The 25746-nt window shown below is 60.8% G+C and carries 25 protein-coding genes; 3 read left to right on the top strand and 22 right to left on the bottom strand.

What is annotated here, in order from left to right:
* The 17 genes from GQO94_RS21530 to GQO94_RS19160 form a co-directional block, all read right to left on the bottom strand.
* Complete coding sequence (locus GQO94_RS21530) at window positions 1-468, bottom strand: hypothetical protein (RefSeq protein ID WP_054522850.1); 468 nt, start codon at window positions 466-468, stop codon at window positions 1-3.
* A gap of 98 nt (window positions 469-566) precedes the next feature.
* Complete coding sequence (locus GQO94_RS19235; protein ID WP_156843021.1) at window positions 567-1961, bottom strand: aldehyde dehydrogenase family protein; 1395 nt, start codon at window positions 1959-1961, stop codon at window positions 567-569.
* Window positions 1958-3598 carry an acetolactate synthase large subunit gene (locus GQO94_RS19230; protein WP_156843020.1) on the bottom strand — a complete coding sequence of 547 codons (1641 nt, stop codon included), beginning with the start codon at window positions 3596-3598 and terminating at the stop codon, window positions 1958-1960. Before GQO94_RS19230 ends, GQO94_RS19235 begins: the two co-directional genes overlap by 4 nt.
* Before the next feature lie 92 nt (window positions 3599-3690).
* Window positions 3691-4644, bottom strand: a complete 954-nt coding sequence (locus GQO94_RS19225; protein WP_156843019.1) for a cation diffusion facilitator family transporter — start codon at window positions 4642-4644, stop codon at window positions 3691-3693.
* The gene (locus GQO94_RS19220; RefSeq protein ID WP_156843018.1) at window positions 4644-5513 is read right to left on the bottom strand and encodes a hypothetical protein; all 870 of its coding nucleotides are present in this window, start codon (window positions 5511-5513) and stop codon (window positions 4644-4646) included. Before GQO94_RS19220 ends, GQO94_RS19225 begins: the two co-directional genes overlap by 1 nt.
* Window positions 5510-6139: a cation transporter gene (locus GQO94_RS19215; protein ID WP_156843017.1), complete on the bottom strand. Its 630-nt coding sequence runs from the start codon at window positions 6137-6139 to the stop codon at window positions 5510-5512. The genes GQO94_RS19220 and GQO94_RS19215 overlap by 4 nt, the downstream gene beginning before the upstream one ends.
* Window positions 6136-6507: a SpoIIAA family protein gene (locus GQO94_RS19210; protein ID WP_156843016.1), complete on the bottom strand. Its 372-nt coding sequence runs from the start codon at window positions 6505-6507 to the stop codon at window positions 6136-6138. The genes GQO94_RS19215 and GQO94_RS19210 overlap by 4 nt, the downstream gene beginning before the upstream one ends.
* 22 nt (window positions 6508-6529) lie before the next feature.
* Entirely contained in the window at window positions 6530-9793 is a 3264-nt protein-coding gene (locus GQO94_RS19205; RefSeq protein WP_156843026.1) for an efflux RND transporter permease subunit, read from the bottom strand.
* Between the two features lie 43 nt (window positions 9794-9836).
* The gene (locus GQO94_RS19200; RefSeq protein WP_156843015.1) at window positions 9837-10985 is read right to left on the bottom strand and encodes an efflux RND transporter periplasmic adaptor subunit; all 1149 of its coding nucleotides are present in this window, start codon (window positions 10983-10985) and stop codon (window positions 9837-9839) included.
* Between the two features lie 11 nt (window positions 10986-10996).
* Window positions 10997-12250, bottom strand: coding sequence for a TolC family protein (locus GQO94_RS19195; RefSeq protein WP_156843014.1), 1254 nt, complete (start codon window positions 12248-12250; stop codon window positions 10997-10999).
* Window positions 12251-12313: 63 nt separating this feature from the next.
* Window positions 12314-12688, bottom strand: coding sequence for a hypothetical protein (locus GQO94_RS19190; protein WP_156843013.1), 375 nt, complete (start codon window positions 12686-12688; stop codon window positions 12314-12316).
* A 124-nt stretch (window positions 12689-12812) separates the two neighbouring features.
* On the bottom strand, window positions 12813-13766 hold the full coding sequence (gene dmeF / locus GQO94_RS19185; RefSeq protein WP_156843012.1) for a CDF family Co(II)/Ni(II) efflux transporter DmeF: 954 nt from the start codon (window positions 13764-13766) through the stop codon (window positions 12813-12815).
* 130 nt (window positions 13767-13896) lie between these two features.
* Window positions 13897-14835: a DUF2493 domain-containing protein gene (locus tag GQO94_RS19180; protein ID WP_156843011.1), complete on the bottom strand. Its 939-nt coding sequence runs from the start codon at window positions 14833-14835 to the stop codon at window positions 13897-13899.
* A gap of 220 nt (window positions 14836-15055) precedes the next feature.
* Window positions 15056-15496, bottom strand: a complete 441-nt coding sequence (locus GQO94_RS19175) for a hypothetical protein (protein WP_156843010.1) — start codon at window positions 15494-15496, stop codon at window positions 15056-15058.
* Window positions 15497-15510: 14 nt separating this feature from the next.
* Window positions 15511-16440 (bottom strand): ArdC family protein, encoded by a 930-nt coding sequence (locus GQO94_RS19170; protein WP_156843009.1) that lies wholly within the window; start codon window positions 16438-16440, stop codon window positions 15511-15513.
* A 193-nt stretch (window positions 16441-16633) separates the two neighbouring features.
* A complete protein-coding gene (locus tag GQO94_RS19165) occupies window positions 16634-17167 on the bottom strand; it encodes an RES family NAD+ phosphorylase (RefSeq protein ID WP_232333036.1) in 534 nt (177 codons plus the stop codon).
* Between the two features lie 159 nt (window positions 17168-17326).
* The gene (locus GQO94_RS19160) at window positions 17327-17719 is read right to left on the bottom strand and encodes an antitoxin Xre/MbcA/ParS toxin-binding domain-containing protein (protein ID WP_156843007.1); all 393 of its coding nucleotides are present in this window, start codon (window positions 17717-17719) and stop codon (window positions 17327-17329) included.
* A gap of 165 nt (window positions 17720-17884) precedes the next feature.
* On the opposite strand from GQO94_RS19160, the gene GQO94_RS19155 reads away from it, so the two are divergent.
* Entirely contained in the window at window positions 17885-18211 is a 327-nt protein-coding gene (locus GQO94_RS19155; RefSeq protein WP_156843006.1) for a hypothetical protein, read from the top strand.
* A 2-nt stretch (window positions 18212-18213) separates the two neighbouring features.
* Complete coding sequence (locus GQO94_RS19150) at window positions 18214-18687, top strand: DUF7665 family protein (RefSeq protein WP_156843005.1); 474 nt, start codon at window positions 18214-18216, stop codon at window positions 18685-18687.
* 112 nt (window positions 18688-18799) lie between these two features.
* On the opposite strand, the gene GQO94_RS20880 is transcribed toward GQO94_RS19150, so the two are convergent.
* On the bottom strand, window positions 18800-19135 hold the full coding sequence (locus GQO94_RS20880; RefSeq protein WP_198046052.1) for a hypothetical protein: 336 nt from the start codon (window positions 19133-19135) through the stop codon (window positions 18800-18802).
* A 14-nt stretch (window positions 19136-19149) separates the two neighbouring features.
* On the opposite strand from GQO94_RS20880, the gene GQO94_RS19140 reads away from it, so the two are divergent.
* Window positions 19150-20442 carry a hypothetical protein gene (locus tag GQO94_RS19140; protein ID WP_187335269.1) on the top strand — a complete coding sequence of 431 codons (1293 nt, stop codon included), beginning with the start codon at window positions 19150-19152 and terminating at the stop codon, window positions 20440-20442.
* Window positions 20443-20809: 367 nt separating this feature from the next.
* On the opposite strand, the gene GQO94_RS19135 is transcribed toward GQO94_RS19140, so the two are convergent.
* The 4 genes from GQO94_RS19135 to GQO94_RS19120 form a co-directional block, all read right to left on the bottom strand.
* Window positions 20810-22783, bottom strand: a complete 1974-nt coding sequence (locus GQO94_RS19135; protein WP_156843002.1) for a ParB/RepB/Spo0J family partition protein — start codon at window positions 22781-22783, stop codon at window positions 20810-20812.
* A gap of 378 nt (window positions 22784-23161) precedes the next feature.
* Entirely contained in the window at window positions 23162-23521 is a 360-nt protein-coding gene (locus GQO94_RS19130; protein WP_054523287.1) for a type II toxin-antitoxin system RelE/ParE family toxin, read from the bottom strand.
* A complete protein-coding gene (locus tag GQO94_RS19125; RefSeq protein WP_156843001.1) occupies window positions 23522-23791 on the bottom strand; it encodes a type II toxin-antitoxin system Phd/YefM family antitoxin in 270 nt (89 codons plus the stop codon).
* A gap of 59 nt (window positions 23792-23850) precedes the next feature.
* Window positions 23851-25746, bottom strand: a 1896-nt coding sequence (locus tag GQO94_RS19120; protein ID WP_232333035.1) for a strawberry notch C-terminal domain-containing protein, incomplete at its 5' end; no start/stop codon positions are given.

The following is a 25746-nucleotide window of genomic DNA, read 5'->3' as shown; positions in this document are numbered from 1 at the left end:
CTACAAGGTCAAGCGGCAGGAGCCTTTGTCATGAGAATTGGTCAACTTGCCCGGATAACCGGCGTCAAATCCGAAACAATCCGCTTCTACGAGCGTGAGGGTATCCTCGCTGCCCCTCCACGCACGCGGGCCAATTATCGCGATTATGGACCAGCAGAGGAAGCGCGCCTTAACTTCATACGGCGCGCGCGTGATCTCGGCTTCTCCATGGCACGCATCAGGGAATTGCTCGATCTCTCCGATGATGCCGACCGGTCCTGCGCGGGCATCGACGCTCTGGCCAGAAGCCATCTCGGCGAGGTCGAGCGCAAGATCGCGAGCCTGGAGGCGTTGCGGACGGAACTTGGGCGTATGATCGCTGCCTGCGAGCAAGACACTGTAGGCGATTGCCGCATCATCGATGCACTTGCGGGTACCGCCGAGCCTTGATGTCCGCGCCTCGTGCGCCAGTTCGGTCAGGCTCGCCAATGCACGGCTTTTGTCGGCCGCCCATAAGAGACTTAACTTCGGGAAAGGCCGACGAGTGCGAAGCTGCCCGTGTCGCCATCCCGGGTCTGTCGAACGGGCTATGATGCCGCCGCAGGCCAGTTCCAGACGGCCATTTTTTCAATGCTCATATCCGCCATAGTGTAGGGGATCCCGCCGACGCCAAGCCCGGAGCGGCGCAGCCCTGCAAAAGGCATCCAGTCCACGCGGAATGCCGTATGGTCGTTCACCATCACAGCCGATCCCGCCAGAGACTGTATGCAATGATTGGCGATTGACAGCCGATCGCTGAATACAGCGGCCTGAAAGGCGTAAGGCAGGGCATTGGCCTGCTCGATAGCCAGGTCGATATCGTCATAGCCATACACGCAGATCACGGGGCCGAAGATTTCTTCCCGGGATATCTTGGCACTTTCGGGAGGATCGACAATGACGGTCGGGGAGAAAAGAGTGTCACTCAGACGGCTTCCCCCGCACACCAGGGTGCCTCCTGCTGCGATGGCTTCATCGACCCAGCGTTCGACGCGGTCAACTTCCTCCGTTCGGATCAGGGGTCCGCATTGGGTCTCAGCATCGGCGGGATCGCCCACTACCAGCTTTTCGGCAGCTCGCCTTAGGTCATGAGCGAAGTCTTTCAATTCTGCAGCAGGGACGTACACGCGCTGCACGGAAACGCAGACCTGACCCGAATGATAGAACCCGCCTTTGAGCAACGAGGCGATCACTGCTGCGCGCTCCACGCCGCTGTCCACGATTACCGGCGCCGCGCCGCCGTGCTCGAGAGCAATGCGGGTTCCCGGCGCCAGCTTCGAGCGAAGCATCCAGCCGATCTTCGCAGAACCGATGAATGAGAAGAACTCCGTGCGCGGATCGGTTACCATTCTTTCGGCAATATCGTTGCCGCAAGGTGCGAACCGGCACCAGGCCTCGGGCAGGCCGGCTTCATGAAGAATGCTCACGAAGCTCTGGCATGACAGAGGCGTTTCCAGCGCAGGCTTGATGAGAACGGGGCACCCGGCTGCTACCGCCGGTCCAACCTGATGGACGATCAGGTTGAGGGGGTGATTGAATGCCGAGATCGCCACGACAGGACCGATCGGTTCGCGGAATGTATATGCCGTCCTTCCCGCACCCGCTTCTGTCAGGTCCATGGGGATCTTGTGACCGCCGCCATCGCTGAGCGCCTGAACGCACAAGTCGACGCTGTTGATTGCGCGACTGGCTTCCACGCGCGCATCGACCAGGGGTTTGCCGCCCTCCCTGACGATCTGGAGAGCCAGATCCTCGGCTCGTTCGCGCATGATATCCGCAGCCCGCCGGAGGATGGCGATACGCTCGTGCACGGCAAGCCAGCCATGGCGGTCGCGGTGGAGCAACTGCGCTTCATTCAGCCATTCATCGATTTGAGCCCAGTCGACAAGCGCTACTTCTGCAATCGGCGAGCGGTCGAAGGGATTGTGAACGATCGTTTTCATAGCTCGCACACCTTTGCGCCGAGTTCGTCGATCAGCACCTTCTTGTTTTCGGAATAATCGACGGGCAGGTCGACAAGGTGCACGCCGCCAGCCTCGAATGCGGCGTTCAGGACCGAAACCAGATCCGCGCTTCGCTCGACACGGTGGCCGGTCGCTCCATAGCTTTGTGCGTAGGTGACAAAGTCGGGATTGGAAAAGGTCAGGCCGTAGTCCGGAAAGCCAAGCTGGTCCTGCTTCCAGCGGATCATCCCGTATGCTGCATCATTCAGAACGAGAACGACAAGGTTCAGTCCAAGCCTGACGGCCGTTTCCAGTTCCTGCGAGTTCATCATGAACCCGCCATCGCCGCATACCGCGAGCACTCTGCGCCCCGGCGCCAGCATCGCAGCCATCATGGCCGATGGAAGGCCCGCGCCCATCGTCGCCAATGCATTGTCGAGCAGGATGGTGCCAGGCTCGTGGGCGATGTAGTTTCTGGCGAACCAGATCTTGTAGATGCCGTTGTCGAGCGCAACGATATCATCGCGCGCCATTACGCTGCGTACGTCGGCAACCACGCGCTGGGGGACCATCGGAAAACGTTCGTCGTCGCTGGTCTCGGAGATGTGCGAAGCAATCTCGTGATGCAGGGCGGTATAATAGCTGCGGTCGCACTGCAGCTTGCCATCGAGGCGGCTTCCCAGCCGCTCGACCGATCCGGCGATGTCGCCGATGACTTCGAGCTGCGGGAAGTAGACCTGATCGACTTCAGCCGCCTTGTAATTGATATGGATGACGGTCTGACCGTCCGGCTCCATGAAGAAGGGCGGCTTCTCCACCACGTCGTGACCGATATTGACGATCAGATCGGCCTTCTCGATCGCGCAGTGAACATAATCGCCCGACGATAGCGCCGCAGTGCCCAGATAGAGTTCGCTATCTTCATCGACCACGCCCTTGCCCATCTGGGTGTCGAAGAAGGGAAAGCCGGTATCAGACACGAATTTGCGCAACGCTTTCGAAGCGCGGCGGCGGTTCGCTCCAGCTCCGATCAATAGCAAGGGCCGTTCCGCAGCAAGAATACGCCGGGCCGCTTCGTCGAGCGCAGCATCTCCGGCGACCGCATAACGCCTGTCATGCGGCGGTATGACCGGTTCGATCGTTTCCTCTTCAGCGATATCTTCGGGCAGTTCCAGGAGGACGGCTCCGGGTCTTTCTTCCTGCGCCAGACGGAACCCTTCGCGAACGAGCGAGGGAATGCGATTGCCGTTCACGATCTGGGTCGAAGCCTTGCAGAGCGGCGTAAACAGGGAAACGACGTCGACAATCTGGAACTGGGCCTGTTTCGAGGTCTTGATCGGTTTCTGCCCGGTAATAATGACGAGCGGAAAGGCCCCGAGCGCGGCATAGGCCGCCGGTGTGGTCAGGTTCGTGGCACCAGGCCCGAGCGTTGCCAGGCACACACCTGCCTTGCCGGTCAGGCGGCCATAGGTCGCCGCCATGAAGCCAGCGCCCTGTTCGTGACGGGCCAGAACCAGCGTGATGGCGGAAGTTCGCAGCGATTCCAGGAGATCCAGGTTCTCTTCGCCTGGAACGGCGAAAACATATTCGACTCCCTCGGCTTCGAGTGCGGCGACCATGAGATCGGATGCTTTCATTCGTTGGTCCTCATTTTACGAGTTGCAGGGCGGTTCATGCCGTGCGCTGCCAAGCTGCTTGCCCACAGCGACCGACCCGATCGCCGCGCTTGTCAATGGTCGTGGTCATGGTGATGGTTCTTCTCGACCTGATGGTCCGGGATCATGTCCGGATCACAGTCCGCAGCGAGACAGGCTTCGAACGTTGCATGGGCGATGGCGTGCTGCGTCTCGAGCATACCGCGAGCCCGCGCCTTCACATCCTCGAAAGCCTGCAACGAAGATTCGGCAGGAACGATATGCGCCTCAAGCGCGCGATAATGCTCGCTGATGCTCCAGATATGGACGTGATGGACGTCGGCCACGCCTTCTGTGTCACGCAGGTCGCACACAATGCGATCGAACTCGCTTTCGTCCGGCACCGCACCCATCAAGAGCCGCACCGTGCGAGGCAACAAAGTGACGCCTTGCCAGATCACATAGGCAGCAATGACCACGGTGATGATCAGATCGGCGATATAAAGTTCGTATCGCAGAATGAGTACGCCAGCCACGATCACACCGACCGAAGCCAGCGCATCGGACACATTGTGCAGAAAGGCGGCTTTCATGTTGAGGGAGTTTTTCGAGCTGGCGTAGACCATCACCGCCGTAACCACGTCGATCACCAACGCTATCCCGGCGACCCAGATTACGGTCCACCCCTCAACGGGTTGAGGGTCTGCGAAACGGTTGATCGCCTCGACGAGCAGATAGAAGCCGATGATAAGCAAAGTCGTCAGATTGATGAGAGCTGCCACGACTTCCGCACGAGCATAGCCGAAGGTCATAAGCTTGTCGGCTGGCCGGCGCCCGATCCGCCTCGCAAACAGAGCCAGTCCAAGCGATGCCGCGTCGCTGAAGTTGTGCAGCGCATCGGCGATCAGTGCGAGCGAACCCGACAATATCCCCCCGATGATCTGGGCAACAGTCAGCAGGACGTTGAGGGCGACGGCCAATACAAGGCGGCCGTCGCTCATGTTCTCTTCGCCGTGACTGTGCCCGGCATGACCGCCGGATTGTGCCATTACCTGCCTCCTTTTTCTCTTCTCTTGGTCGTCGTAACGGACTGCGCGGGGGAATGCTGGAACGTGCTGTTCGAAACATCGAGTTCGCGCGACAGTTCTCCAAGCGCCGAGATCGCGAGGCCGAGCAGGGCGAATCCTCCGACAAATGCCGGGAGCGTCATGTGATTGGCGGCGACCGATCCGGTTCCCATGCGAAGCAGCGCGCGCGCCGATGCAACTATAAGAAAGCCCGGGATAATAGCCGCTAGCCAACCTCGCCCGCTGTCGGTGAATCCGTGCAGCGCCCAAAAGGTCAAGAGAGCGATGCCGATGAAAAGCAGGGAAAAGAGGACAAGTAGCGCAAGCTGGTCCATCCTGCTCACTTGGGCGGATCGGTATTCATCGATCGCCTGGCGTCCTATTTCCAGGTTCGCAAAAACAAGCGCTGCAGACACCGCCACTGCTGTCGTCGCGGATGCCGCAGCGGCAGCACCCAAGAGAACGCTGTAAGGCAGGATTTCGAACGCAATCGACACCGAGATGCGACGAACCAGGGTTGGCCTATCGAAACATCGCTCGGGTCCGTCATCACCCCGTCTGAGTCTTGCGTATCGGCCAAGCTCGCTGAAAAGCAGAAGTAGCAGCCCGCCCGCCAGCATCAAACCAGTGAGTGCCCAGCGGGTGAGAGGGGATTGTCCCAGCGGAAGAGTTAGCAAGACGGCAAGGGCTGTAAAGGCACCCGAAACGCCGCCTGGCAGGAGCGGATGCAGGAAGTTCCAATTGCCTTTCGCCAATTTGCCGCCAATCATGACCCCGATGCCTGCTAGCATCGCCAGGACAAGGACCCGCGAAAGGTCCTGCGCGGCAAACAAAGTATCGAATAGCGTCAATTCCTTTTCTCGCCGTGGACGGTCCCCGCCTCCTCATGCACATCCATATGCGTATCGCGCAGGATCTGCACTCCGCCGTAGAGCGCTATGCAGGCGACCGCTATTCCGACCACCAGATCGGGCCAGTTGGCACCGGTAATCAGCACAACGATGCCGGCGATGATGATCCCGCCATTGGAGATGAAGTCGTTGAAGCTGAACGTTGTCGCCGCCCGCATATTGACGTCCTTGTTCTCCATCTTCTGCAACAGGCGCAGGCAGTAGAGATTCACCAATCCCGCGACGAACGCCATCGCCATCATCAGCATGCCGCCCGGATCGGAACCTTCCACGAACCGACGGTAAGCATCGAAAATGACCCCAGCAGAGAAGATCAGCAGCATGATGCCGGAGAAGCGCGCGGCTCCGCGCTTCCAGGTCCGCGAGCGGGTTAGCGCAAGCAGGCTGAGCGCATAGACGATTGCATCCGATGAATTATCGAGGCCGTTTGCCAACAGCGCGTTGGAATCGGCAAAATACCCGACCGCGAAAAAGCCGATCGCGATGGCCACGTTAAGCCACAGGACAACCCACAGGGTCTTGCGCTTTTCAGGCGACCCGACATCGACCTCATGACCGCCACTCATGCTGCGTCCTCCCCGGTTCGTACCCAGCTTTCGGCATGACTACGCTGTGATGGTTGGAAGAACTTCATTTCGGCGCGGAAGAGCGACGATGACATCTCCGTGCCCCACTCTTCCCATTTGCTGTCACCGATTATGGCGATCCGGCCGAAACAATCCTTATGCCGGACGTCGAACTTGAGATCGCGCCAGAGACCTCCGAGGTCCCAGCCCGAAAAATCAGGCGCGAGCTCGATTACCATCGGGACGGTGCCGGCCTCGCGCTCCGCGATACGTTCGAATTGGGGAACAAAGCGGTTATAGTCTTCATCCTCCAGCCTGCCTCCGGCGCGTATCCAGAGCAGTCCGTTCTCTTCCTTCAGTGCCAGCACCGTATTCTCCTTTCCCGATCGGTCATGCGATGTCCTTCAGTTCGCGCTCTTCATCGCTCGTCACATTGCGACGCAGACGGTCCCACCACTTCTCGCGCCAGCTTCGCTCGTCGTCGGAACTGTGCAGTACGAGCCGCGCGATCGCGGGAAGGACGAACAGCGTGAGTGCGGTCGCAGTGATCAGGCCGCCAATGACGACCGTAGCCAAAGGACGCTGCACTTCGGCCCCTGTTCCGGTTGCAAGAGCCATGGGTACAAAGCCGAGTGAGGCCACCAGCGCGGTCATCAACACCGGTCGCAGGCGCGCGAGCGCGCCATCTGCGATCGCGTCATCAAGTGGCATACCACTTTCAAGACGCTGCCGGATCGCGGTCATCATGACGAGACCGTTGAGCACAGCCACACCCGACAGGGCAATAAAGCCGACCGCCGCCGATACCGAGAAGGGCATGCCTCTCAACACGAGGGCAAACACACCGCCCGCCAAGGCCATCGGGATGGCGCTGAACACCGCCAGGGCCGGAACCCATCCACCAAGCGCCATGTACAGCAGGAGCAGGACAACGGCGAAGCAGATGGGCACCACGATCGCGAGCCGAGCCTGCGCTTCCTGCAGGTTCTGATACTGCCCGCCCCACTCGATGAAGGAGGCAGGGGGCAGATCGACCTGGGCCGAAACACCTTCCTGCGCTTCTTCGACAAAGGAACCGAGATCGCGTTCGCGGACGTTGGCGGAAACGATGACGAGCCGGCGACCCTGTTCGCGCCGGACTTCGGCGAGACCATCGACGACCTCAAAATCGGCCAGCGTTCGCAGCGGAACCGTGACGCCGTTTTCGAGGACGATCGGCAGGGCTCCTAGCTGGTCGAAATCGTCGCGCGTTGCGTCTGCCAAGCGTACGACGACATCGAAGCGGCGGTCGCCTTCGAACACCAGGCCCGCCGGTCGGCCGCCAAGGGCGATGGCAACGGATTGCGCCACGTCCTCGACCGTGAGACCGTACCGCGCGATGGTGGGACGATCGAAAGCGATGTCGAGCGTCGGAAAGCCCGTCACCTGCTGCACCTTTACATCGGCCGCACCCTCGACACCGCGAAGTACGCCTGCAACGTCGCCCGCCGCTTCGGTCAGTGCGGTGAGATCGTCGCCGTACAGCTTGACCGCCACATCGCCGCGTACGCCTGCGATCAGTTCGTTGAAACGTAGTTCGATAGGCTGACTGAACTCGTACAGGTTCCCGACAAGACCGCCAAGTGCACTCTCCATCTCGCCAACGAGTTCATCCTTTGGCAAATCCGGGTCTGGCCACTCCTCACGCGGTTTCAGAATGACATAGGCATCCGATGCGTTGGGCGGCATGGGATCGCTGGCGACTTCTGCCGTACCGGTTCGCGAGAAGACCAGCTCGACCTGCGGAAACTCCTCGAGCCTGTCTTCGACCCGCCGCTGCATCGCCAAGGATCGTTCGAGTGAGGTCGAAGGAATCCGAAGCGATTGCACCGCTATGTCGCGCTCGTCGAGCTGGGGAGTGAACTCACTGCCAAGAAAGCCGAACATTATTGCCGCGACAGCAAACAGGCCAGCACCAGCACCGATAACCGGCCAAGGACGCGCAATGGTCTTGCGAATAGCGGGACCGTAGCGATCCTTTGCCATACGGATCGGTTTCACCTCCTTCTCGGTCAGCTTCTTGTTAAGCAGGACCGCAATCATCGCGGGCACGAAGGTGAGTGACAGCACAAAGGCCGAAGCCAGCGCGAGCATGACCGTAATCGCCATTGGCGAAAACGTCTTGCCCTCGACCCCGGTGAAGGTGAGCAGCGGCGCATAGACCAGCAAAATGATTGCCTGTCCGTAGACCGTCGGCTTGATCATCTCCTGCGCGGCAAGCCGCGTCTCGGTAAGGCGTTCGCCCAGGCTGAGCAGCCGGCCTTCGCGATGCTGGCGCGTGGCAAGCCGCGCGACACTGTTCTCGACGATGATCACCGCGCCATCGACGATCAGGCCGAAGTCGAGCGCGCCGAGGCTCATCAAATTGCCCGAGACGCCCAGCCTGTTCATGCCGATGGCCGCCATCAGCATCGAGATCGGGATGACCAGGGCCGCGATAATGGCGGCCCGGATATTGCCGAGCAGGAGGAACAGCACCGCGATAACCAGCAAGGCGCCCTCGACCAGGTTTTTTTCGACCGTGGCGATCGTCGCATCGACAAGCGAAGAGCGGTTATAGACAATTTCTGCCACCACGCCGTCGGGTAGCGATGCGCGCACCTCTTCCAGTCGGTCTGCCGCCTGAGCCGATACGGTGCGGCTGTTCTCACCGCTGCGCATCAACACAGTGCCGACGACCGCTTCGTCGCCATTCAGCGAAGCAGCCCCCGTGCGCAGATCGCCCCCGATTTCGACATTCGCTACATCGCCGATGCGGATGGGCACACCCTCGCGCGTCGCGACGACAGCCTCCTCGATATCGGCGATTCCGCCCAGTCGCGCATCGACGCGAACGAGCAGGGCTTCATCGGCCCGGTCCACGAAATTGGCGCCCGCCGCGAGATTGGCGGCCTCGAGCGCATTGATCAGGGAGTCGAAAGACAGGCCGTAGCCTGTAAGCCGTGCCGGATCGGGCTGAACGAGGAATTGCTTCTCGAAACCGCCGATTGAATCGACCCCGGCCACGCCGTCGATCGAACGCATGAGGGGTGCCACGACCCAGTCCTGCACAGTACGCAGATAGGCAGCCTTGGCGACCTCGCTTTCCAGCCGGTCGCCGCGCTCGGTTATGAAGCTGCCATCTCTCTGCCACCCAGTCCGGCCGCCTGTGGTCGCTCCCTTGCCGCCGGGATGCTCGTATTCGATTGTATACATGAGCACTTCGCCAAGCCCGGTGGAAATTGGCCCCATGGTCGGCTCCGCCCCTTCAGGCAGCGAGGCGCCGATCGGCGCGAGACGTTCGTTCACCTGTTGGCGAGCAAAGTAGATGTCGGTGCCTTCCTCGAAGATGGCGGTGACCTGGCTGAAGCCGTTGCGCGAAATCGATCGGGTCATCTCCAATCCCTCGATCCCGGCAAGCCCGGTTTCGATTGGAAAGGTCACCTGCGTCTCCACCTGAGAAGGCGAAAGCGCAGCCGCGCTGGTATTGATCTGCACCTGTGTGTTGGTGATATCCGGCACCGCGTCGATCGGCAGGCGCAACAGATTGAATGCGCCATAGATTGCCGCGAAAATGGTGAGGACGATAATCGCCCAGCGGAATCGCACGGCAACATCGAGGATCATCCCGATCAGGCCATGGTGATGGCTATTCTCGTCCGAATGGGACGACGTTTGATCAATGGCCATGTTCTGCGCCCTCCTTTTCGAGCTCGGCTTTCAGCAGGAAGGCATTGGCGGTCGCGATACGCTGACCCGTTTCGAGGCCGGACAGGATCGTCACCATCCCGGCGGATCGGCTGCCCGTTTCCACCTCGCGCGCCTGAAACCCGCGGCGAGTCCGGACGAACACCACATCGCGGCCCTCAAGCACCTGCACGGCATCTTCAGGAACCGCGATAAGGGTCTGATCCACTTCTCCCGAAGGGCGGATGCGAGCCTGAAGGAACGAGCCAGGCTGAAGACCTGGAACAGCGCGCGAGATGCTGAGGACAGCTGTCGCGCTTCGGCTTTCAGGATCGAGCGAAGGCGTGACAGAGCGTACGCGCGCGCCGATCTCGCGACCATCGCCAACAATCAGTGCTGCCTCATCGCCGGGCTGGATGCGCGAGGCATCTTCCGACGGTAGCGCGACTTCGACCTGGAGACCGTTCGGATTGACGACCTGATACAGTTCCTCGCCGGCATCGACGAAGGAGCCAAGTACGATTGGCGCAGCCGTCACGCGTCCGGATAGGGGACTGGTGACGGCGAGCGAGCGACCGTCACCGCTTACCCCGGCAGCGCTGACCGCGGCCTGGGCCCGGTTCAATTCGGAACGGGCGACATCGAGATTGGCGCGCGCGGCTTCCAGATCCTGCCGTGCGGTAACATTCGCCTCGAAAAGGCGATGTTCACGATCAAATGCCGACGACAGTTCGGTCACGCGAGCACGAGCTGCACTGAGCTGCGAGGCGAGCGCAGCAGCATCGGCGCTTTCAATCCGTGCAACAGTCTCGCCCTGGCGGACATAATCACCAAGCGTCTTGCCCACAGTGCGTACCACACCCGATGCGCGCGCATCGATACGCGCACTTGCGGTCGGACTAGCGGCTACCGTGGCCGGAAATACCAGGTCGACGGATGCACCATAACGTACTGTACCGATTACAATTTCGGCAGCCCGAATCTGTTCTTCGCCGATCAGAACGAGGCCCTCCGGCAATTCTGTTTCGGCTGCTTCTTCGACGCCACCGGTATCGACTTCACTGTCAGGCCAAAGCATCAGAAGCAAAGCTGTAGCGAAAATGACGATTCCGGCGATGATCGCCAGTTTCTTGCGGTTCATTTGAATATTCCTCATTGTGCGGCCAGCCGGATCAATTCAGCAGCAGCCTGCCCCCGGTCCTGCTGGGCAGCGATCAGGGCTTCACGAATTGCATCGCGCGCTTCGGCAGCGCTCAACACCTCGATCAACGGAAAGCGGCCGTTGCGGTAGCCGATGCGGACAAGCCGCAGCGCCTCTTCGGCCTGGGGCAGCGATGTCCGGGAAAGCGTTTCGACGCGCGCCTCAGCAGCGAGATACTGCGCCCGCGCCCGGGTTACCGATTGTTCAAAATCCGCCAGTGCCACGGCCTCGCGTGCATTTGCGGCGCGAAGCCTCGCTTCTGCAGCCGCGATATTGCCCTGATTGCGATTGCTGAACGGAAGCGGGATCGAGACGCCTACAAGGAATGCGTTGTCGTTGCTTTCTTCGAAACGGCGCACACCGGCCGAGACGACCGGATCGGGAACGCGCAAGCTGCGCTCACGATCAATATCTGCCGCAGCAGCCCTGCTTTCGGCGCGCGCCACCCGCAACTGGAGCCCTCTCGCCGCAGCCAGTGCAACTCCAGGTGGCCGGATGTCCGGAAAGTCCGCCGGGACTACAGGGGGCACGTCCTGAACGCCCCAGAGAGACGCGAGAGCAGTGCGCGCCGCGAGACTGGCCGCTTGAGACGCTTGCAATTCGGCGCGCGCCTCTGCCAGAGCCGCCTCTGCACGCAAGGCGCGCAAAGGTGGCTCACGGCCTACTTCGACCAGCAGTCCTGCAATGCGAGCGAGCTCTTCGTTCCGTTCGACCACATCGCGGGCCAGTTCCACGCGCGATGCAGCGGCCGCCGCTGCGACATATCGCTCGCGGACGAGGTAGCCGAGTTCGACATCGGACAGGTCGGCGCGAAGGTTTGCAAGCTGTGCTTGCGCCCGGGCAGCTTCGACCCGGGTCCCCCGCTTGTTGCCAAGTTCAAGGCGCTGCCCCACCGCAAGCGTGTATTCGGTAGCCCGCAGTCCGGAAAAAGCGCCGCTTCCGGCGATATTCTCGACCTCGAACGAAACTTCGGGGTTCGGTCGGAGACGCGCCTGTCCGACGAGCGAGCGAGCGGCATCCGCTTCGGCGCGCGGTCCCACCATACGCGGGTTCGCGGAGATTTCATCGACTTCGCCCGTGACACCTGAGCGGCTCAGCGCGTCTTCGAGCGTCAGAAGCTCACGCTCCTGCGCCGCCACGGTCGTGGCATGAGCGGCGAGGAACAGCCCTCCAAGGAGGACTCCTCGCCAATGAATGGCTAACATTTTCCGAAAATTCCTCTGCTGACAATCCGAACTGCGCTGCGGCATGCAGCGCGGTGACGGTCGTCAGGCGCGAGGAGGGCGCTTCAGTCGGTCGGTAATGTCGGAAGCGAGCGCCTCGGAGGGAGGCGCATCGGGAACCACAACCAAATGAGGGACCGAATCCTTCTGCACGGTGCTGGCAAAGCTTGCCCCATGATGACAATGGCCGTGCCCACACATGCCGTGTTGCTCGGTCGGCGCATCCGAATCACCCGGAACTTCGTCGGTAGCTGCGGATGACGCGGACGCGCTGTCGAGCGAAGCCAGAACGGGCGTGCTTCCGGGCGCCACTTCGGCGCCGCAAGCAGCAGCATCCGCCGCGGTCACGAACACCATCGCGACCAGCATGAGCAGGACGACAAAAGGATGCAGGACAAGGCGACGATAGCTTGTGGTCATGGATTCCGACGGCTCCTAGCAAACCGGATCAAGATTGCAAGCTCCGTAATACAATGAAGTATAAGTCGTTTGTTACAGTATAACAGTCCTCGAATACTGTTTCGGCCTTGCAAGAACGGGACGATCAGGCTGCGCGAAGCTCGGGATGGGGATGCTCACAGCGATGCACTTCGATCGTGACGTGCACATATTCCGCATGCTCTGAAAGTCGGCTCGCATAATGGTCGGGCGCGAGCGGATCACCGGCGATGAGCGAGGCGATGACCGCATACTTGCCAGGGCCGATCCGCCAGATGTGCAGATCGCCGATCGCGGCGTCCCGGTCCTCGAGCGCCTCGCGCACCTCTGTGTACCGTTGAGAGGCCGCTTCGGCGTCCACAAGCACGGCAGCGGTATCGCGCAGCAGTGACCATGACCAGCGCCCGATCACGAATGCACCCACCAGCCCCATTGCCGCGTCCATCCATGCCCAGCCGAGGTACATGCTGGCGAGAAGGGCCACGATAGCCAGGACCGAGGTCAGGGCATCGGCAAGCACGTGGAAATAGGCGGAGCGCAGATTGTTATCGGCATGCGCATGGTGGTGGTGATGATGATGGTCGTGATCATGCCCATGGTGATGATCGGCACCAAGCAGCCAGGCACTCGCGAGGTTCACCACAAGGCCGAGCACGGCGATCCAGATCGCCTCGGTATAGGCAATCGTGAGCGGGCTGACGAACCTTTGAGCCGATTCAACCGCGATCCCGATTGCGAAGATGGCGAGGACAAGCGCGCTCGCGAAGCCGGCGAGGTCGCCCACCTTGCCGGTACCGAATGTGAAACGCGGGTTGTTCGCATGGCGCCTGGCAAACCAGTAGGCGAAGGCCGCGACGCCCAAGGCACCTGCATGGGTCGCCATGTGGATACCATCGGCTAGAAGCGCCATCGATCCGGTCCACAGGCCAGCGACGATCTCGACCACCATCATCGCGGCGGTCAAGGCAACGACATAACGCGTGCTCCGGTCATGGGCGTCGTGCGAGGCGCTCAGGAAGTTGTGATCATGGGCGAGCGGATTGGAGTCGGCGTGGTGCATGCGGGGCTGATAACCCGAGATGCCTTCCCAAGAAATCCCCTCTCCAACCGAAAAGGCAATCGATGACAATTGTCTGAGATGGTCGCCGCAGCCAACCGATGGTAGACATGTTGCAGCGACCAACAGACTATTATCCCTTAGTCTTGGATCCGGACGTCACGGTCCTGCGATCGACCACAGTGATCCGGCGCGTCTTGGCGTCGATCACTAGCCGTTCAGTCACGCCATTGCCCGGAAAGGCGACAACGTAGCGCGGATTGAGCGAGAGCATCTGCTCGTTGCGCTTGAACCCGGCGCGGGCACCAAGACGACGATCGAGCGAAAAGGTCAGCTGCTGGACTTCGCGGCGTTCAGCCCAGCTCGCTGCCAGGCGATCGGCACCCTTGCCGTCGCCGCCATGGACCAGGAAGAGATCGGGAACCGCATCGCGAACCTTGTCGAGCGTAGCCCAGATAGTGTCGGCATAACGCTTCGCATCCTCGGTGCTCCCAAAGGTCTGGCGACCACCGGCAAAGACGATTGGAGTTCCTTCCGGAATCAAAGCGTGACGCCGGTTCTCGGCGCGTGCGCGGAGGAAATCGCGGGCATCGATCACGGCCGATGTGAGGTGGCGTGAATGGCTCGTGCGCGAGCCGGAGACGGGCTTCCACGAGGAACCGGTCTCGTCGCGGTAAAGTGCTGCGGCAGCCTCGCGCATCTGCTCGAAGGCCAGCATGCTGGCTTCGGCGGCCTGCGCGCGCTCTACCTGCTCTTCCAGATTGCTCGAATGCACTTCGGATCCATCGGCCGATGCGAGCAGGACCCGGATCTCGTCGCTGGCCCGGTCAAGCTGAGCCGATTTGCGGCTGGCGGCGCGGTGGAAGAGGTTGACCATACCCCAGGCAATATCTTCGGCATCGGCTTCCAGGGCCGTGTCGGAAAACATCGCGAAAAGGTCGGACCATACGGCGCCAAGCGTCTGGTCGATCGCGTCCTCGCAGGGAAAGTCGGTTTGGCTGAATGGTGCCGGCCTGATGCTGAGGCCTGAAAGGTCGAGGCCGTTCAATTGGTCGATGAAGCTGTCGTACATGGAGTGTCTCCTGATCGCGGGGACAAGGAGAGGAGGCACCATTGCCTCGGTCCTGTCCGCCGGAGCCCGATCAGGGGCCGGGACAAGGGGTGAGGCGCACCGCGTAGCGGGAAACCTGCGGCCCTAGGCTGGCGCGGGCAACACGGGCCGACGGGCCGCAGGTTGCGGCGCGCCCCGACCGGCCCAAGGGCCTCTCCCGGCGGACAGGGACCAGGCAGGATCAGGACCCGGTGTCGCAAGCGGATCGGGAGCGCTCGAAGATCGCTTCGCCATTCGAGAACCGACCTACCAGGCGCAACTCACCAAACAGGTCGATGAACCTACCCGAGACCTGGCCAAGCCAGTGCCGTGCTCTCGCCGTTCGCGGGTTGTAGAAATCAGCCTCCCAGTAGCGAGCGTCATCGCGCTCGGCGAGCCAGATCGCGGCAAGGCCGCACCAGGTCGATATGCCGCAATCGGCGAAGGCGTTGCGCAGGAGAATGCGGTCCTCGCGGCCGCGCCATCCATCGAAGCGTTGAAAAGAAGGAAAGGCGGCTTTCGCGGCATCTATGACCTCGTCGACGAGGCACTCGTAGACCCAGTCGATATCTTCGTCTTCGCCGTCATCAAGCAGGCGAAAGGCCACCACGGAGCCGGTCGGATAGCTGACGGAACGTCCCATCTACCGTCTCCTGTTCAAGCCGCATCGGCGAGATCGAGATCGGCCTCGCTTTCGGAGGATTGGTGACCCCCAAGGTCAAGCAACAAGCTGGCCGCTTCCTCAGCCTTAGCCGCAGCAGTCAGGATCGCGCGCTCGTCCGATTTGAGGATCTTGAGCCAGGAGGCGATGTAGCTGGCGTGATGGTCGAGGTGGGTGACCGGAAGGCCCAGTTCTGCCCCGAGAATGGCTGAGGACAGTTCGGCGATCAGTTCTTCGGCAGCATAGGCGTCGCTACCGAAGCGGTTCTTGAGATCGCGGTCGAGCCGCGATGAATGCCCCGTCCAGTGCGACAGCTCGTGTGCAAGCGTCGCGTAATAGTGGTCATAGGCTTCGAAGAGTTCGGCTGGCGGCATGGTGACCCGGTCGCGCAGCGGCTCGTAATAAGCCTGCGCGCCATGGTGGCGCAGGTCTGCGCCAATATGGGCAAAGAAGGCATCGAGCCGGTCTTCGCGTCCTTCGGGCTCAAGTGCGGCAACCAGCGGCTTGGGATGGTAAAATGCAGGGAGGCCATCGCACTGGTCAGCGTTGAACACGGCATAGGCCTTGAGCACGCGCCGGTTCTCGGTGTCTGCTTCGCCTTCGGCGTTCTCGACCTCTTTGGTGTAGCTCTTGTAGAAGATCGCGATGGTCGATTTTTCACCTTTGCGGACTTGTCCGCCGAGCGCCTGACACTGGCGATAGGTCATCCAGTAAGGCGAGGTATAGCCGCAGCCATCGGCCACCATCCACAACCAGAAAGTGTTCATGCCGCGGTAGGGTGTCCCGCAGGAGCGCAAGGGCCGCGAGACTGGCACGCCGCGCCATGGCTTGACCCAGGGTTTTGTGCCTTGCTCGAGCTTCTCGATGATGGCTGCGGTGATGCGTTGGGCTGGCGAAGTCGATGCAGTGCGGCGGGATTTGGTCATGGGAGGTCTCCTGATTGCCGGGACGGAGATGCCCCGGCTCAGGAAGATCAAAGCTCCCTCCTCTCTCCATTATTTGACGACGCTAAACGCCCACACGCCGGTCGTTGAAGCATTGCCGACGGTGACCTGAATGAGGTCACCGGGTCAGCAGGCTCTATCTCCCCGCAAATGGATCATTCCGGTATGTCCGCATCTACGCGGCGATGACTTGTTCACCGCCGCACAGAATGGTGGGATCCCACTCCTCGCCTGCCTCTGTAAAGGCGTAGAGTTTCGCAATCCGCTTCCCGTCCCACTCGAAACGATAATGCGCTGTCTGTATAGTAGCCCCGAGGCAGCTGTTGTCAGTCACGGCAAGGCAAAGTGCCTTAGGTCGTTCGGGGGTGTAGAAGGCGGCGCCAGCCAATTCTGTAGGCACCTCTTCTCCCGCAGCACGGCAATCGGCGTCGCTCATGCCGATGGGAAGACTTGTAAGGTCTGCAAATGCACCTTCGACCGGGGTTTTCAGCATGCGCATGTCGATGCCGATTGGCGGCTCGCCCGTCCGCCCTAGAAAAATCTCACGCCGCCGTACGGCACGCGCCAGCGCGGTTTGCGGATCGCTGGCCAACTCTAGCGCAGGCAATGTGCTCGGAAAGAACCGCGAGCCCTCGGGATTGATGTAGCGGAAGGGCGCATGGTTCCAGTTCTGCAGCCGCGGCGATCCTTCGCCGCCAAAGCTGACCAACAGCTGCTCCTTTGAGAGTAGACGAGGATTCGTCCGGGCCTCGGCCTCATACAGGGCATCAAAGCGGTCATTCGCGACGAGACCTCGATACACTTCCACCGAAGGAAAGCGCGATGGGATTAGCCGATATCCAAATCCTTTGAACAAATATTCCCTCACTTAGCCACCCCGCTGCGCGTCAAGATATTGTCGCACCGCGAGGATGTCCGCCATGCCCCCGCGCAGCATTACTTCAAGAGCCGATTCGCCGTCGAAAAAGTCGTTCGGTCGAAGCATCCACTCTTCGCCGCGTCGATCATCCGTAAACAGTATTCGGAGCGCTTTCCATATTGCGAGCAAGTGCGAGAGACGTTCTCCGGTGTCCCTGGGCAAACTCCCGCCCTCCTTTTTCCACTTAAAGAATGTCGATCGCCCTGGAGATCCAAGCAGGATGATCTGTTGTTCGGTCGATAGATCCCATCGCTGCGCCATTTCGAAAAATGCTTCTAATTCAGCTGGAATCGATGAAGCCCGTGAGCTCGGGTGAGCACCGGGCAGCGTGTCAGCCGACATACTTGCTCCTCAGTCCATATTTGCACTTGACGTTGCCAATAGTCCAATATCATATTGTCCGTATCGGGACGTTTTCTCGATTCTAGTCCACGATTCGCACGGGTCAAGGCTTTCCGCGCAATCATTAGGACTTGGACGACGAATTTAGATGAAGGGATTAAACAGGTGGAAGGCAACGGCAACGGCAACGGCAACGGCAACGGCAACGGCAACGGCAACGGCAACGGCGGTTCCGCGATTTCGGTGACAGTCAACTATCAAGCGGCGAGCAAGGTAGAAAGCTTCCCGCGCGGCGCTAAGGTCTCCGAGGTGCTCGCATGGGCAATCACGGCATTCTCAATCGACGACGCCATCGCGACCGAGATCGAACTCGTCGTCACGGGCACGACCGAAGAGCTGCAGGGTTCGAAACCCTTGGCTTCCCTCGCCCCCGGCGGATCGACACTCACCCTCGACCTCGTGCGTGGCGACATTGCCAATGGGAGGCTCTGAGAGTGGAGGATCCCGCCATCGCACTTATTGAAGCTGACCTTGCTTCCGAGGAGTTTCGGACGGGCTGCGACGACGGACGCTGGCGGGTGATAGGTTTCGCTTATCCACGCCTCGACTTCAAGGTTTCAGCAATCGAACCCGACGGTACCGCGACTGAATATGGGTTTCGTGCCGATCTCACCAACTACCCAGGCCTCGCTCCAGAGGTGAAACTCTGGAATCTCGAAGAGGATCGCAAGCCTATCGCTGGCGAGCGACCGTCGGGTGGGAAGCGGGTCGCCGAGACTTTCAAGGACTGGGGATCGGGTACCGTTTATCGGCCGTGGGATCGTCATACCGGGCCGCATAACAACAATGCTGTCGCCAAACCCCACCTAGCGTGGAGCAAGGACCGTGACTTGGCTTTCATCTTCGAGGATCTCTATGGCATATTGGTTAGCAACGGTCGCAAGGTCGCTACTCGGACAGCGGCCTGAGTTGATCTGTGATCGCAAAGTATGGGATGCTGGAGCTGCGGAGCTTTGCCGTCGCACAAACGGCGGTCGACGCGAGAGCGGTGCATTTCTTCTTGGCATCGCAGGCTCGCCCTCAACCATTCGGCAATTCATTTTCTACGACGATATCGATCCCGGTGCCCTCAACAGCGGTATTGTCCTGATCGATGGTCGGCGGCTTGGCGAGCTTTGGGAAATATGCCGAAACGAAGGGATGAGCGTCGTTGCCGACGTTCATGTCCATCCGGGTAGCTTTCGGCAAAGTCCCTCCGACAAGGCGAACCCAATCATCGCGGAGGTCGACCATTTGGCACTGATCCTGCCGAATTTCGCTGAAGGTTCGAATCTTCCAGGCCACATCGGAGTACATCGCTACCTGGGCAACCGTCGATGGCGAGACGAAAGCGACCGCCTTTTTCCTCCCTTTCACGTCGGAAAATATCTGTGGACCTGACCCCCGAGCTATCCCGAATTGCAAAAATGCTGATTGATGCTGAAGGCATTAGTGGCGCGGATGCCGAAGCGCGTCTTCGCGCTATGACTCTGGAAGTCATAGTCGGTGAAAATGCTCACAGTATCGCTGGGCATAATGCGATCCTCACCGCCGTAGCGGTCGGGAAGAAGACCTTTGTCGGCGGCGTCAGTGTCCGGATCGACGACGACGTACCGCTAGTTTCCGCGATGCCAGTCGGTTGCACATCGCTGCGTGAGGCAGTCGATCGGCTGGGCGCTACCAAAAACGTTGGCGTCGCAGCAATCCGTATCATTATCGGAAATGTAATCGGCGGAGCATCAGACGTTCATGCTTGGTGGGATGGCTGGAAAGGCGGAGCAGCGTCGGGACCCAAAATCTCAGGAGACGCGGACAATCCTCTCGCCGGCATTGTAGCTGGCGCGGCGACCGTGGCGTATGCTTTCGCACGGCTGCGAAATGCACATTCGCCTGGGTCTGTAGAGTTTGATCTTTGGCCGCAGAGAGCGGTGAGCAAGCCGCCGCCCTTCGCCAAGGTTTTTCTTCCCAGCGCGCTATGGCTGCTCGGCCTCGGCAATCTTGGTCAAGCATTCATGTGGTCGCTTTCGGCGCTTCCCTATCCCAATCCGCGAGCCGTAAAGCTGGTTTTGCAGGATGCTGACCAGATAAGCGCTGAAAATTGGGGAACTTCCGTGCTCGTACAGTCGGGAGAATACGGCGCCTACAAAACCGCACTCGCGGAGCAATGGGCAAAGCGGAAGGGGTTCGATGTGCGCCGCGTTGATCGCCTATTAGCCCCACATCAACGGGTGCAGGAAAATGAGCCTACGGTGGCGCTTTGCGGCTTCGATTCGATTACCGCTCGAAAACTCATCGACGGCTGCGGCTTCGAATTGGTAATCGACGCTGGTCTCGGTCGCGCCCATACCGACTTCGATGTTTTCCGTGTGACGGTGTTCGATTCTGAGTATTCGGTTGCTGCACACTTTCCAGGAGACGTTCCACGATCGGCTCCTGCGCCACAGGATTATGAGCAACTGCTCGGGTTAGACGGATGTGGAGCCGCCAAGTTTGAAGGCATTGGGATCGCAGCCCCCTTCGTAAGTGCGATTGCTGCGGCGACAACAGTGGCGCGCGCTATTGCGATTTGCAGCGGCGCAGCTGTTCCCCGAAATGAGAAACGGCGGCTGTTCGACGAAGGATCAAAGTTCGCTGCGCCAGCGACAGTGAATGCCCGAGGGATCATGCGCATAGGTTTTTCCTAGGGCGTGATGAGGCCATTAATGTGGCGCGGTTCTACCAGGTGAAGGTGGAGATTGCTTGCCCACGATGGAGCGGTCAATGTCCGCAACTGCTAACGACGGCGGATTAGTATCCCGATCCCTCTTCGGTCTACTTCCCTCTGCTTATATCCCCTGCGACAACGACAGCTTTCGGCGTTGAACGTCGGCAATGGCGGTGCCTACTGTCACGATTTTTTGGCATTTGGACCGTCGACTTTCCGAATTGCTCTTTCTGACACCACATTGGCGGAACATGGCGCAAATACGGCCCAGGTATTGGCATTGAAAAGGCGGCCCGCCCCAAGAGGGGCGGACCGCCTGCCGAGTGACCTGGACCTGTCAGGAGGGGTCAGGCAGCCTGCTCGGCAATCTCGTCAGCCGTAATGTCACTGACCGGCTCTTCGGCTTCGGCGTCAACCGGTTCGCTTTCTTCGGGACCAGCAAAACGCATTATCGAAGGCACCCAGGCCTGCGCCCGTTCCTTGATATCCGCCTCGCCGATGAAGTTGCCCGAGAAAATGCGTTCGGCAGCGCTCGCGAGTTCGGCCTTCTTCGAAGCAGCATAGCGACTGACCAGTTCGGGACCGCCGGCGGCGTCGAGCGCTTCGAGCGTGCGGGCCTTGGCTACGCGGTCGAAGTAGTTGGTCGCCGTGGGACGCCACCAATGCGCGGTCTCGATTTCGAGGAGCGAGCCCAGAGCCTCATGCATAGGCACCGAGCGCTCGCCTTCACAGGCAAGGCTCGCGACAAGGGTGCGCGAGACGAGATGGCCGAGCCAGGCCGAACGCGTCTCGTCGGAAAGTGCCCGAAACCTTGCAAACCGCTCGACATCGCTTGTCCCAGAACGCCAGCTTTCATCGAGCGACCCGGCAAACTCGGCCAGAGCAGCGCTTGCCGGTGCGTCCTTGGCTTCGAACCCGGTAACCGGGCCTGATGCCACCGGACCCAGCAGTGTCGATGCCTTCTTGGCGCGCCAATCGTGCCCATCGGCATCGGCAAGCGTGAAGACCATAAAGTCGAGCGCCAGTGCCGGATCGTTGGCGAGATGGATCGCCAGGATATCGCGGCGTTGCATCGCGAGCTCATCGAGTAGGCGCTGCGACAACGAGCTCCCCTTGGGCTTCGCCGCACCGCTCTCTTCAATGGCCTCGACCACGCCTTCGTCAGCGATCACTTCGGTCTCGGTGTAGTACTGTGGAACGAATGTCGGCTCGCCGTTGCGCGAGAGGACTAGGAAGGCACCAGCCTCGGATTTCAGTTCGTCGGCGAGTACGGGGGGACGATCATTGAGCGCGCGCATGGCGCGGTCGATCACCACGAGTTCCTGTTCGGCCTTGGCGACCTCGTCCTCGTCGCTGTCCTCGTCTTCGAGCACGGCGGCGACGCGGTCGTAGTCGGCCTCGAGCTCGCCGAGCTCCTGCGCTTCCTGCTCGGTCATCGGTGCAGGTTCGCAAGGCAAGCGATTGAGGCCGTCGACAAGGTCATGGCTGACATAGGTGCCAAGCGTCGGCCGGACCCAGGCAAGGCCATATTCGAGCGCGGCCTTTTCTGCGGCTTCTTCCATGGCCTTGTGTGCGAGGTCCTCGAGCAGCGCGACATCGATCCAGCTTTCGCTGGCATCGTCGTCGAACAGTTCGCGTTCGATCCGGCCACCCGCAGTGAGGTAGGCATCGCGTCCGACGAGAACCGCTCGCGGATCGGAGCCACGAACAGTTGCGTCGAGCACCATGCGGCGGATCGTGTCAGGCGTGATCTGGTACCAGGCGTCCTGCAGCTCGGCATAGACATGCGCCTGGCGCTCCACGTCGGAGATCGCGCCGTAGGCTTTGGCCATGTCGAGCGTAATCGTGCCTTCGGCGAGCGCTTCGAAGACGCAGGGTGCGAGACTTGCTAAGCGCAGACGCCCTTCGACGAATCGGACGGTGAGGCCGAAGCGGCGCGCCACGTCTTCGGTGGTAGCGCCTGCCTCGATGATCGCCGCGAAAGCCTGCGCTTCGTCGGCCGGGTTCATCGCGAGACGCTGGAAGTTCTCGGCAAGGCTGGCCTCGCGCACTTCGCTTTCCTCGCCTTCGATGACGAGGCAGGTAACTTCGTGGTTTTCGGGCAAGGTACCCTCTTCTGCCAGCGCCTGCAGCGCGGCGAGGCGGCGACCACCGGCCTCGACCTCGAACTTGCCGCGCTTTCCTTTGCGCACGACGAGGTTCTGCAGCAGACCGCGCGCACCAATGTCTGCCCGCAGCTGGAGGTCAGCCAGCACATCGCTCGACTTGCGAACGTTGCGCGGGCTCGGGACGAGCTTCTTCAAGGGAATCGACTGGATCATGGGTGTTCTCCTGATGGAATGAAGGCGCAGGTGAGGATCACGAGGCCCACAAGCCCAACGGGCTCCCTCCACTCTCTTCAATGGCTGTGGCGACCATCTATGCTACCGGGATGGGGCGATCAGGGATCGGCTGAGATCCGTCCATGAGAGCAGTTGTTCTCGATGCGCGAACCCATTCGCAAGCCCGTCATCAGCGGGCACAGGCAGATCAGTCGCCCGGACTTGAGGAAGGACGTGATCAGGCTCCGGCGTACGCGACACGGGAGCTTATCGGTTCATTCAGACACACGGAGGGGAGGAGAGAAGGGGAAACCTAAGCGCAATCGGAGGCAGCGCTCAGCTTCATCCCGACCCTGACCTCTTCAGCGGAGCCTATGCCTATCCGCTGCTAAGCAAGCGCTCTTCGAGAAGCGTCCGAAAATCCCGACGCGCATCAGCGATTACGAACACGGTCACCTGACCGGGTGCCGGCTCGGGCTGGTACCCGTAGATTATGCGGAACGGAAAGCGCGACAATTGCCGAAAGTCGGTGATCCCGAGAGCCTCAAGTTCCGGTGGAACCGGTCCTTTCTCAGGATTGTTCACAAGGGATTCGATAGACGCGACAAGGTCATCCAGCAGTGCGTCCGCACCATCGTCGCCATCCGGCCCGCGCTGCGTCAAGCGGCGCTGCCAGATACCCGCGAGATCGCGCTCCGCACCGGAGGTGATCTCGATCGCTACGGCGGCCGTCATCATTCAGTTTGACTTACCCCGTACGCGATCCGCAAGGCCTGCCACCAGGCGGGTCCGACCGGCGGCAATATCGGCCTGTCCGAGCGCCAGAAGTTTTAGCAGAGCGAGCGTTTCCTGTGCGCGCTCGTAGCTGGCGACATCCTGCAGAACTGCCTTGGCTTCGCCATTCTGCGTGATGACCATTGGCCCGGCGCCATCTCCGATCTCCCGGATAATTTCTGCACTGTGGGCCTTCAGATAGCTGATCGGTTTGATGCGCTGGTCCAGTTTCATAGAACACCTTAGGGCTGAATTTGGTCTCCATATAGACCCGATTTGGGCAAATGAGAAGTTCAAGACTTGATTGCGATGCTTTGGAGGGTCTCGCTTGCTCTCGGCGTCGGGACAAACAGCCGCGTGCGGTAGCGAATGATCTCGGTGAAGCAGCCCTTGTTCTTGTACCAGTCGAGGCGATCCGGCGAGAATCCGGTCAGTTCAAGGCGCTGTTCGCCGCCGACCAGCGATCGCTTCACGGTGAGTGGATCGTGACTCGCAAGGCCCAGCGGTTTGCCGCTGGCGAGGACGAGGTCGCCGATCTGATCTGCCGATGGTCCGACAACGCCGGAGAGGCCAAAGGTTTGGGCGATTGAGGCAAGGTCGACATCGAGCACTTCGCGGCCGATGATCGACTGGCCGTCGTCGGCAACGAGCCGCGTGACCCGAACATGATCGCCGGGCAGCCGCTTCCAGACCGGCAGCAGCAGCCCGGTGGCAAGATGGACGCGCTCGGTCACCGGTGACTTGGCCGCCTCTGCTTCCTCGGCCCGCCAGGTGCTCGTGAACGCGGTGACGCCAATTTCCTCCCAGTGGCTCTCACCGAGTGCTTCAAGTGTCCAGTTCGCGGACTTGAGCGGGCGCAGCAGGCGGCGGCGTTCGATCACGGCCCCGTCGTCAGCAATGAGGCGCCGGGCAGGAACCGACAGCGCAACCTTGCCCGAACGCGCATTGCGCATCGGTATCGCGTGCAGGCTGCCAATCTCGTGCATGCGTACGAGGCGCTGCAGGCGTAGAGGCCGAAGGTGCCTCGACACTTCGAGCGAGACGAGGCGGGTCTCTGCTCCGGTCACGGGGTCTGTGCGCAGGCGCTCATCGACGAGGACCGTGAAACAATCAACCCTGACGGTCTCAAGGCCCTGATCGAGCGTTCCGGCTTCGCGCGCGGCTTCAATCCGCGCTTCGACGAGGCCGAGATATTCGTCGAAGATCGCGTTCTGAAGCGCGATCGGTAGCGCGAGAACGCGATTGAGCCAGCGCTGGATCGTCGGGAGATTATCGGTCAGCCCGCCATCGGGGCTTTCAAGCCGGAGGCCAGTTCGCTCGACGAAGTTGGCGAAGCTCGTGGCCTCAAGCTTGCCGTCATAGAGGAGCTGGAACCAGCGGCCGAGCGCGCCGCGCGCATAGTCGCTTTCAAGATTGTCTGCCGGGTCGAACAGGTTCTGTCCGCCCGTCTGGCGCTGGCCGCGGGTAAGTGCGCCCAAAGCGTCGAGCCTTCGCGCAATAGTCGAGATGAACCGGCGCTCGCCCTTTACATCTGTGGTGACCGGGCGGAACAGCGGGGCCGAGGCCTGGTTGGTGCGGTTCGTGCGACCAAGACCCTGGATGGCGTTGTCGGCGCGCCATCCCGGTTCAAGCAGGAAGTGAACCCGGCGCTGCTGGTTCCTGGCGCCCAATTCGGCATGATAGGAACGCCCCGTGCCGCCCGCATCCGAGAAGACCAGGATGCGCTTGGTCCCTTCCATGAAGCTTTGGGCTTCGGCGACATTGGCGCTGGGGCTACGCCGTTCGAGGCGCTGCTCACCATCGCGGCCCAGGACAAGCCTGCGGGTCCGGCCCGTGACTTCGGCCACGGCGTCGGTTCCGAAATGTTCGATAATCGCATCGAGCGCAGTGGCGATGGGCGGCAGCGCGCAAAGCTGTTCGATCAGCGCATCGCGCGCTGCAATTGCGCGCGGGCAGAAAACGGGATTGCCCTCTCCGTCGCTCATCGCCTCGGAGCGAAGATTGCCGTCCTCGTCGGCGAAGACCTGCATCAATCGTATCGGGAAGCTCTTCGTAAGGTAGTCGATGACGTATTCTTTGCAGTCGCAGTTTATGTCGAGCGTGGCGGCAGGAGGCGCAGGTTTCCTTCGGTTTTCCATGATTTCACTCCAGATAATTACGGTTCCCTCGACCTCAACAAGTCGAAGGAA

The sequence above is a fragment of the Novosphingobium aquimarinum genome (assembly GCF_009746585.1).
Classification (GTDB): Bacteria; Pseudomonadota; Alphaproteobacteria; order Sphingomonadales; family Sphingomonadaceae; genus Novosphingobium; species Novosphingobium aquimarinum.
This window is presented reverse-complemented; position numbering and strand designations above follow the sequence as displayed.

Bases quoted from the DNA above. Each gene is read 5' to 3' on its own strand.
- GQO94_RS19235 (WP_156843021.1), bottom strand. From the start codon at position 1,961: ATGAAAACGATCGTTCACAATCCCTTCGACCGCTCGCCGATTGCAGAA.
- GQO94_RS19230 (WP_156843020.1), bottom strand. From the start codon at position 3,598: ATGAAAGCATCCGATCTCATGGTCGCCGCACTCGAAGCCGAGGGAGTC.
- GQO94_RS19225 (WP_156843019.1), bottom strand. From the start codon at position 4,644: ATGGCACAATCCGGCGGTCATGCCGGGCACAGTCACGGCGAAGAGAAC.
- GQO94_RS19215 (WP_156843017.1), bottom strand. From the start codon at position 6,139: ATGAGTGGCGGTCATGAGGTCGATGTCGGGTCGCCTGAAAAGCGCAAG.
- GQO94_RS19200 (WP_156843015.1), bottom strand. From the start codon at position 10,985: ATGAACCGCAAGAAACTGGCGATCATCGCCGGAATCGTCATTTTCGCT.
- GQO94_RS19195 (WP_156843014.1), bottom strand. From the start codon at position 12,250: ATGTTAGCCATTCATTGGCGAGGAGTCCTCCTTGGAGGGCTGTTCCTC.
- GQO94_RS19190 (WP_156843013.1), bottom strand. From the start codon at position 12,688: ATGACCACAAGCTATCGTCGCCTTGTCCTGCATCCTTTTGTCGTCCTG.
- dmeF (WP_156843012.1), bottom strand. From the start codon at position 13,766: ATGCACCACGCCGACTCCAATCCGCTCGCCCATGATCACAACTTCCTG.
- GQO94_RS19180 (WP_156843011.1), bottom strand. From the start codon at position 14,835: ATGTACGACAGCTTCATCGACCAATTGAACGGCCTCGACCTTTCAGGC.
- GQO94_RS19175 (WP_156843010.1), bottom strand. From the start codon at position 15,496: ATGGGACGTTCCGTCAGCTATCCGACCGGCTCCGTGGTGGCCTTTCGC.
- GQO94_RS19170 (WP_156843009.1), bottom strand. From the start codon at position 16,440: ATGACCAAATCCCGCCGCACTGCATCGACTTCGCCAGCCCAACGCATC.
- GQO94_RS19160 (WP_156843007.1), bottom strand. From the start codon at position 17,719: ATGTCGGCTGACACGCTGCCCGGTGCTCACCCGAGCTCACGGGCTTCA.
- GQO94_RS19135 (WP_156843002.1), bottom strand. From the start codon at position 22,783: ATGATCCAGTCGATTCCCTTGAAGAAGCTCGTCCCGAGCCCGCGCAAC.
- GQO94_RS19130 (WP_054523287.1), bottom strand. From the start codon at position 23,521: ATGATGACGGCCGCCGTAGCGATCGAGATCACCTCCGGTGCGGAGCGC.
- GQO94_RS19125 (WP_156843001.1), bottom strand. From the start codon at position 23,791: ATGAAACTGGACCAGCGCATCAAACCGATCAGCTATCTGAAGGCCCAC.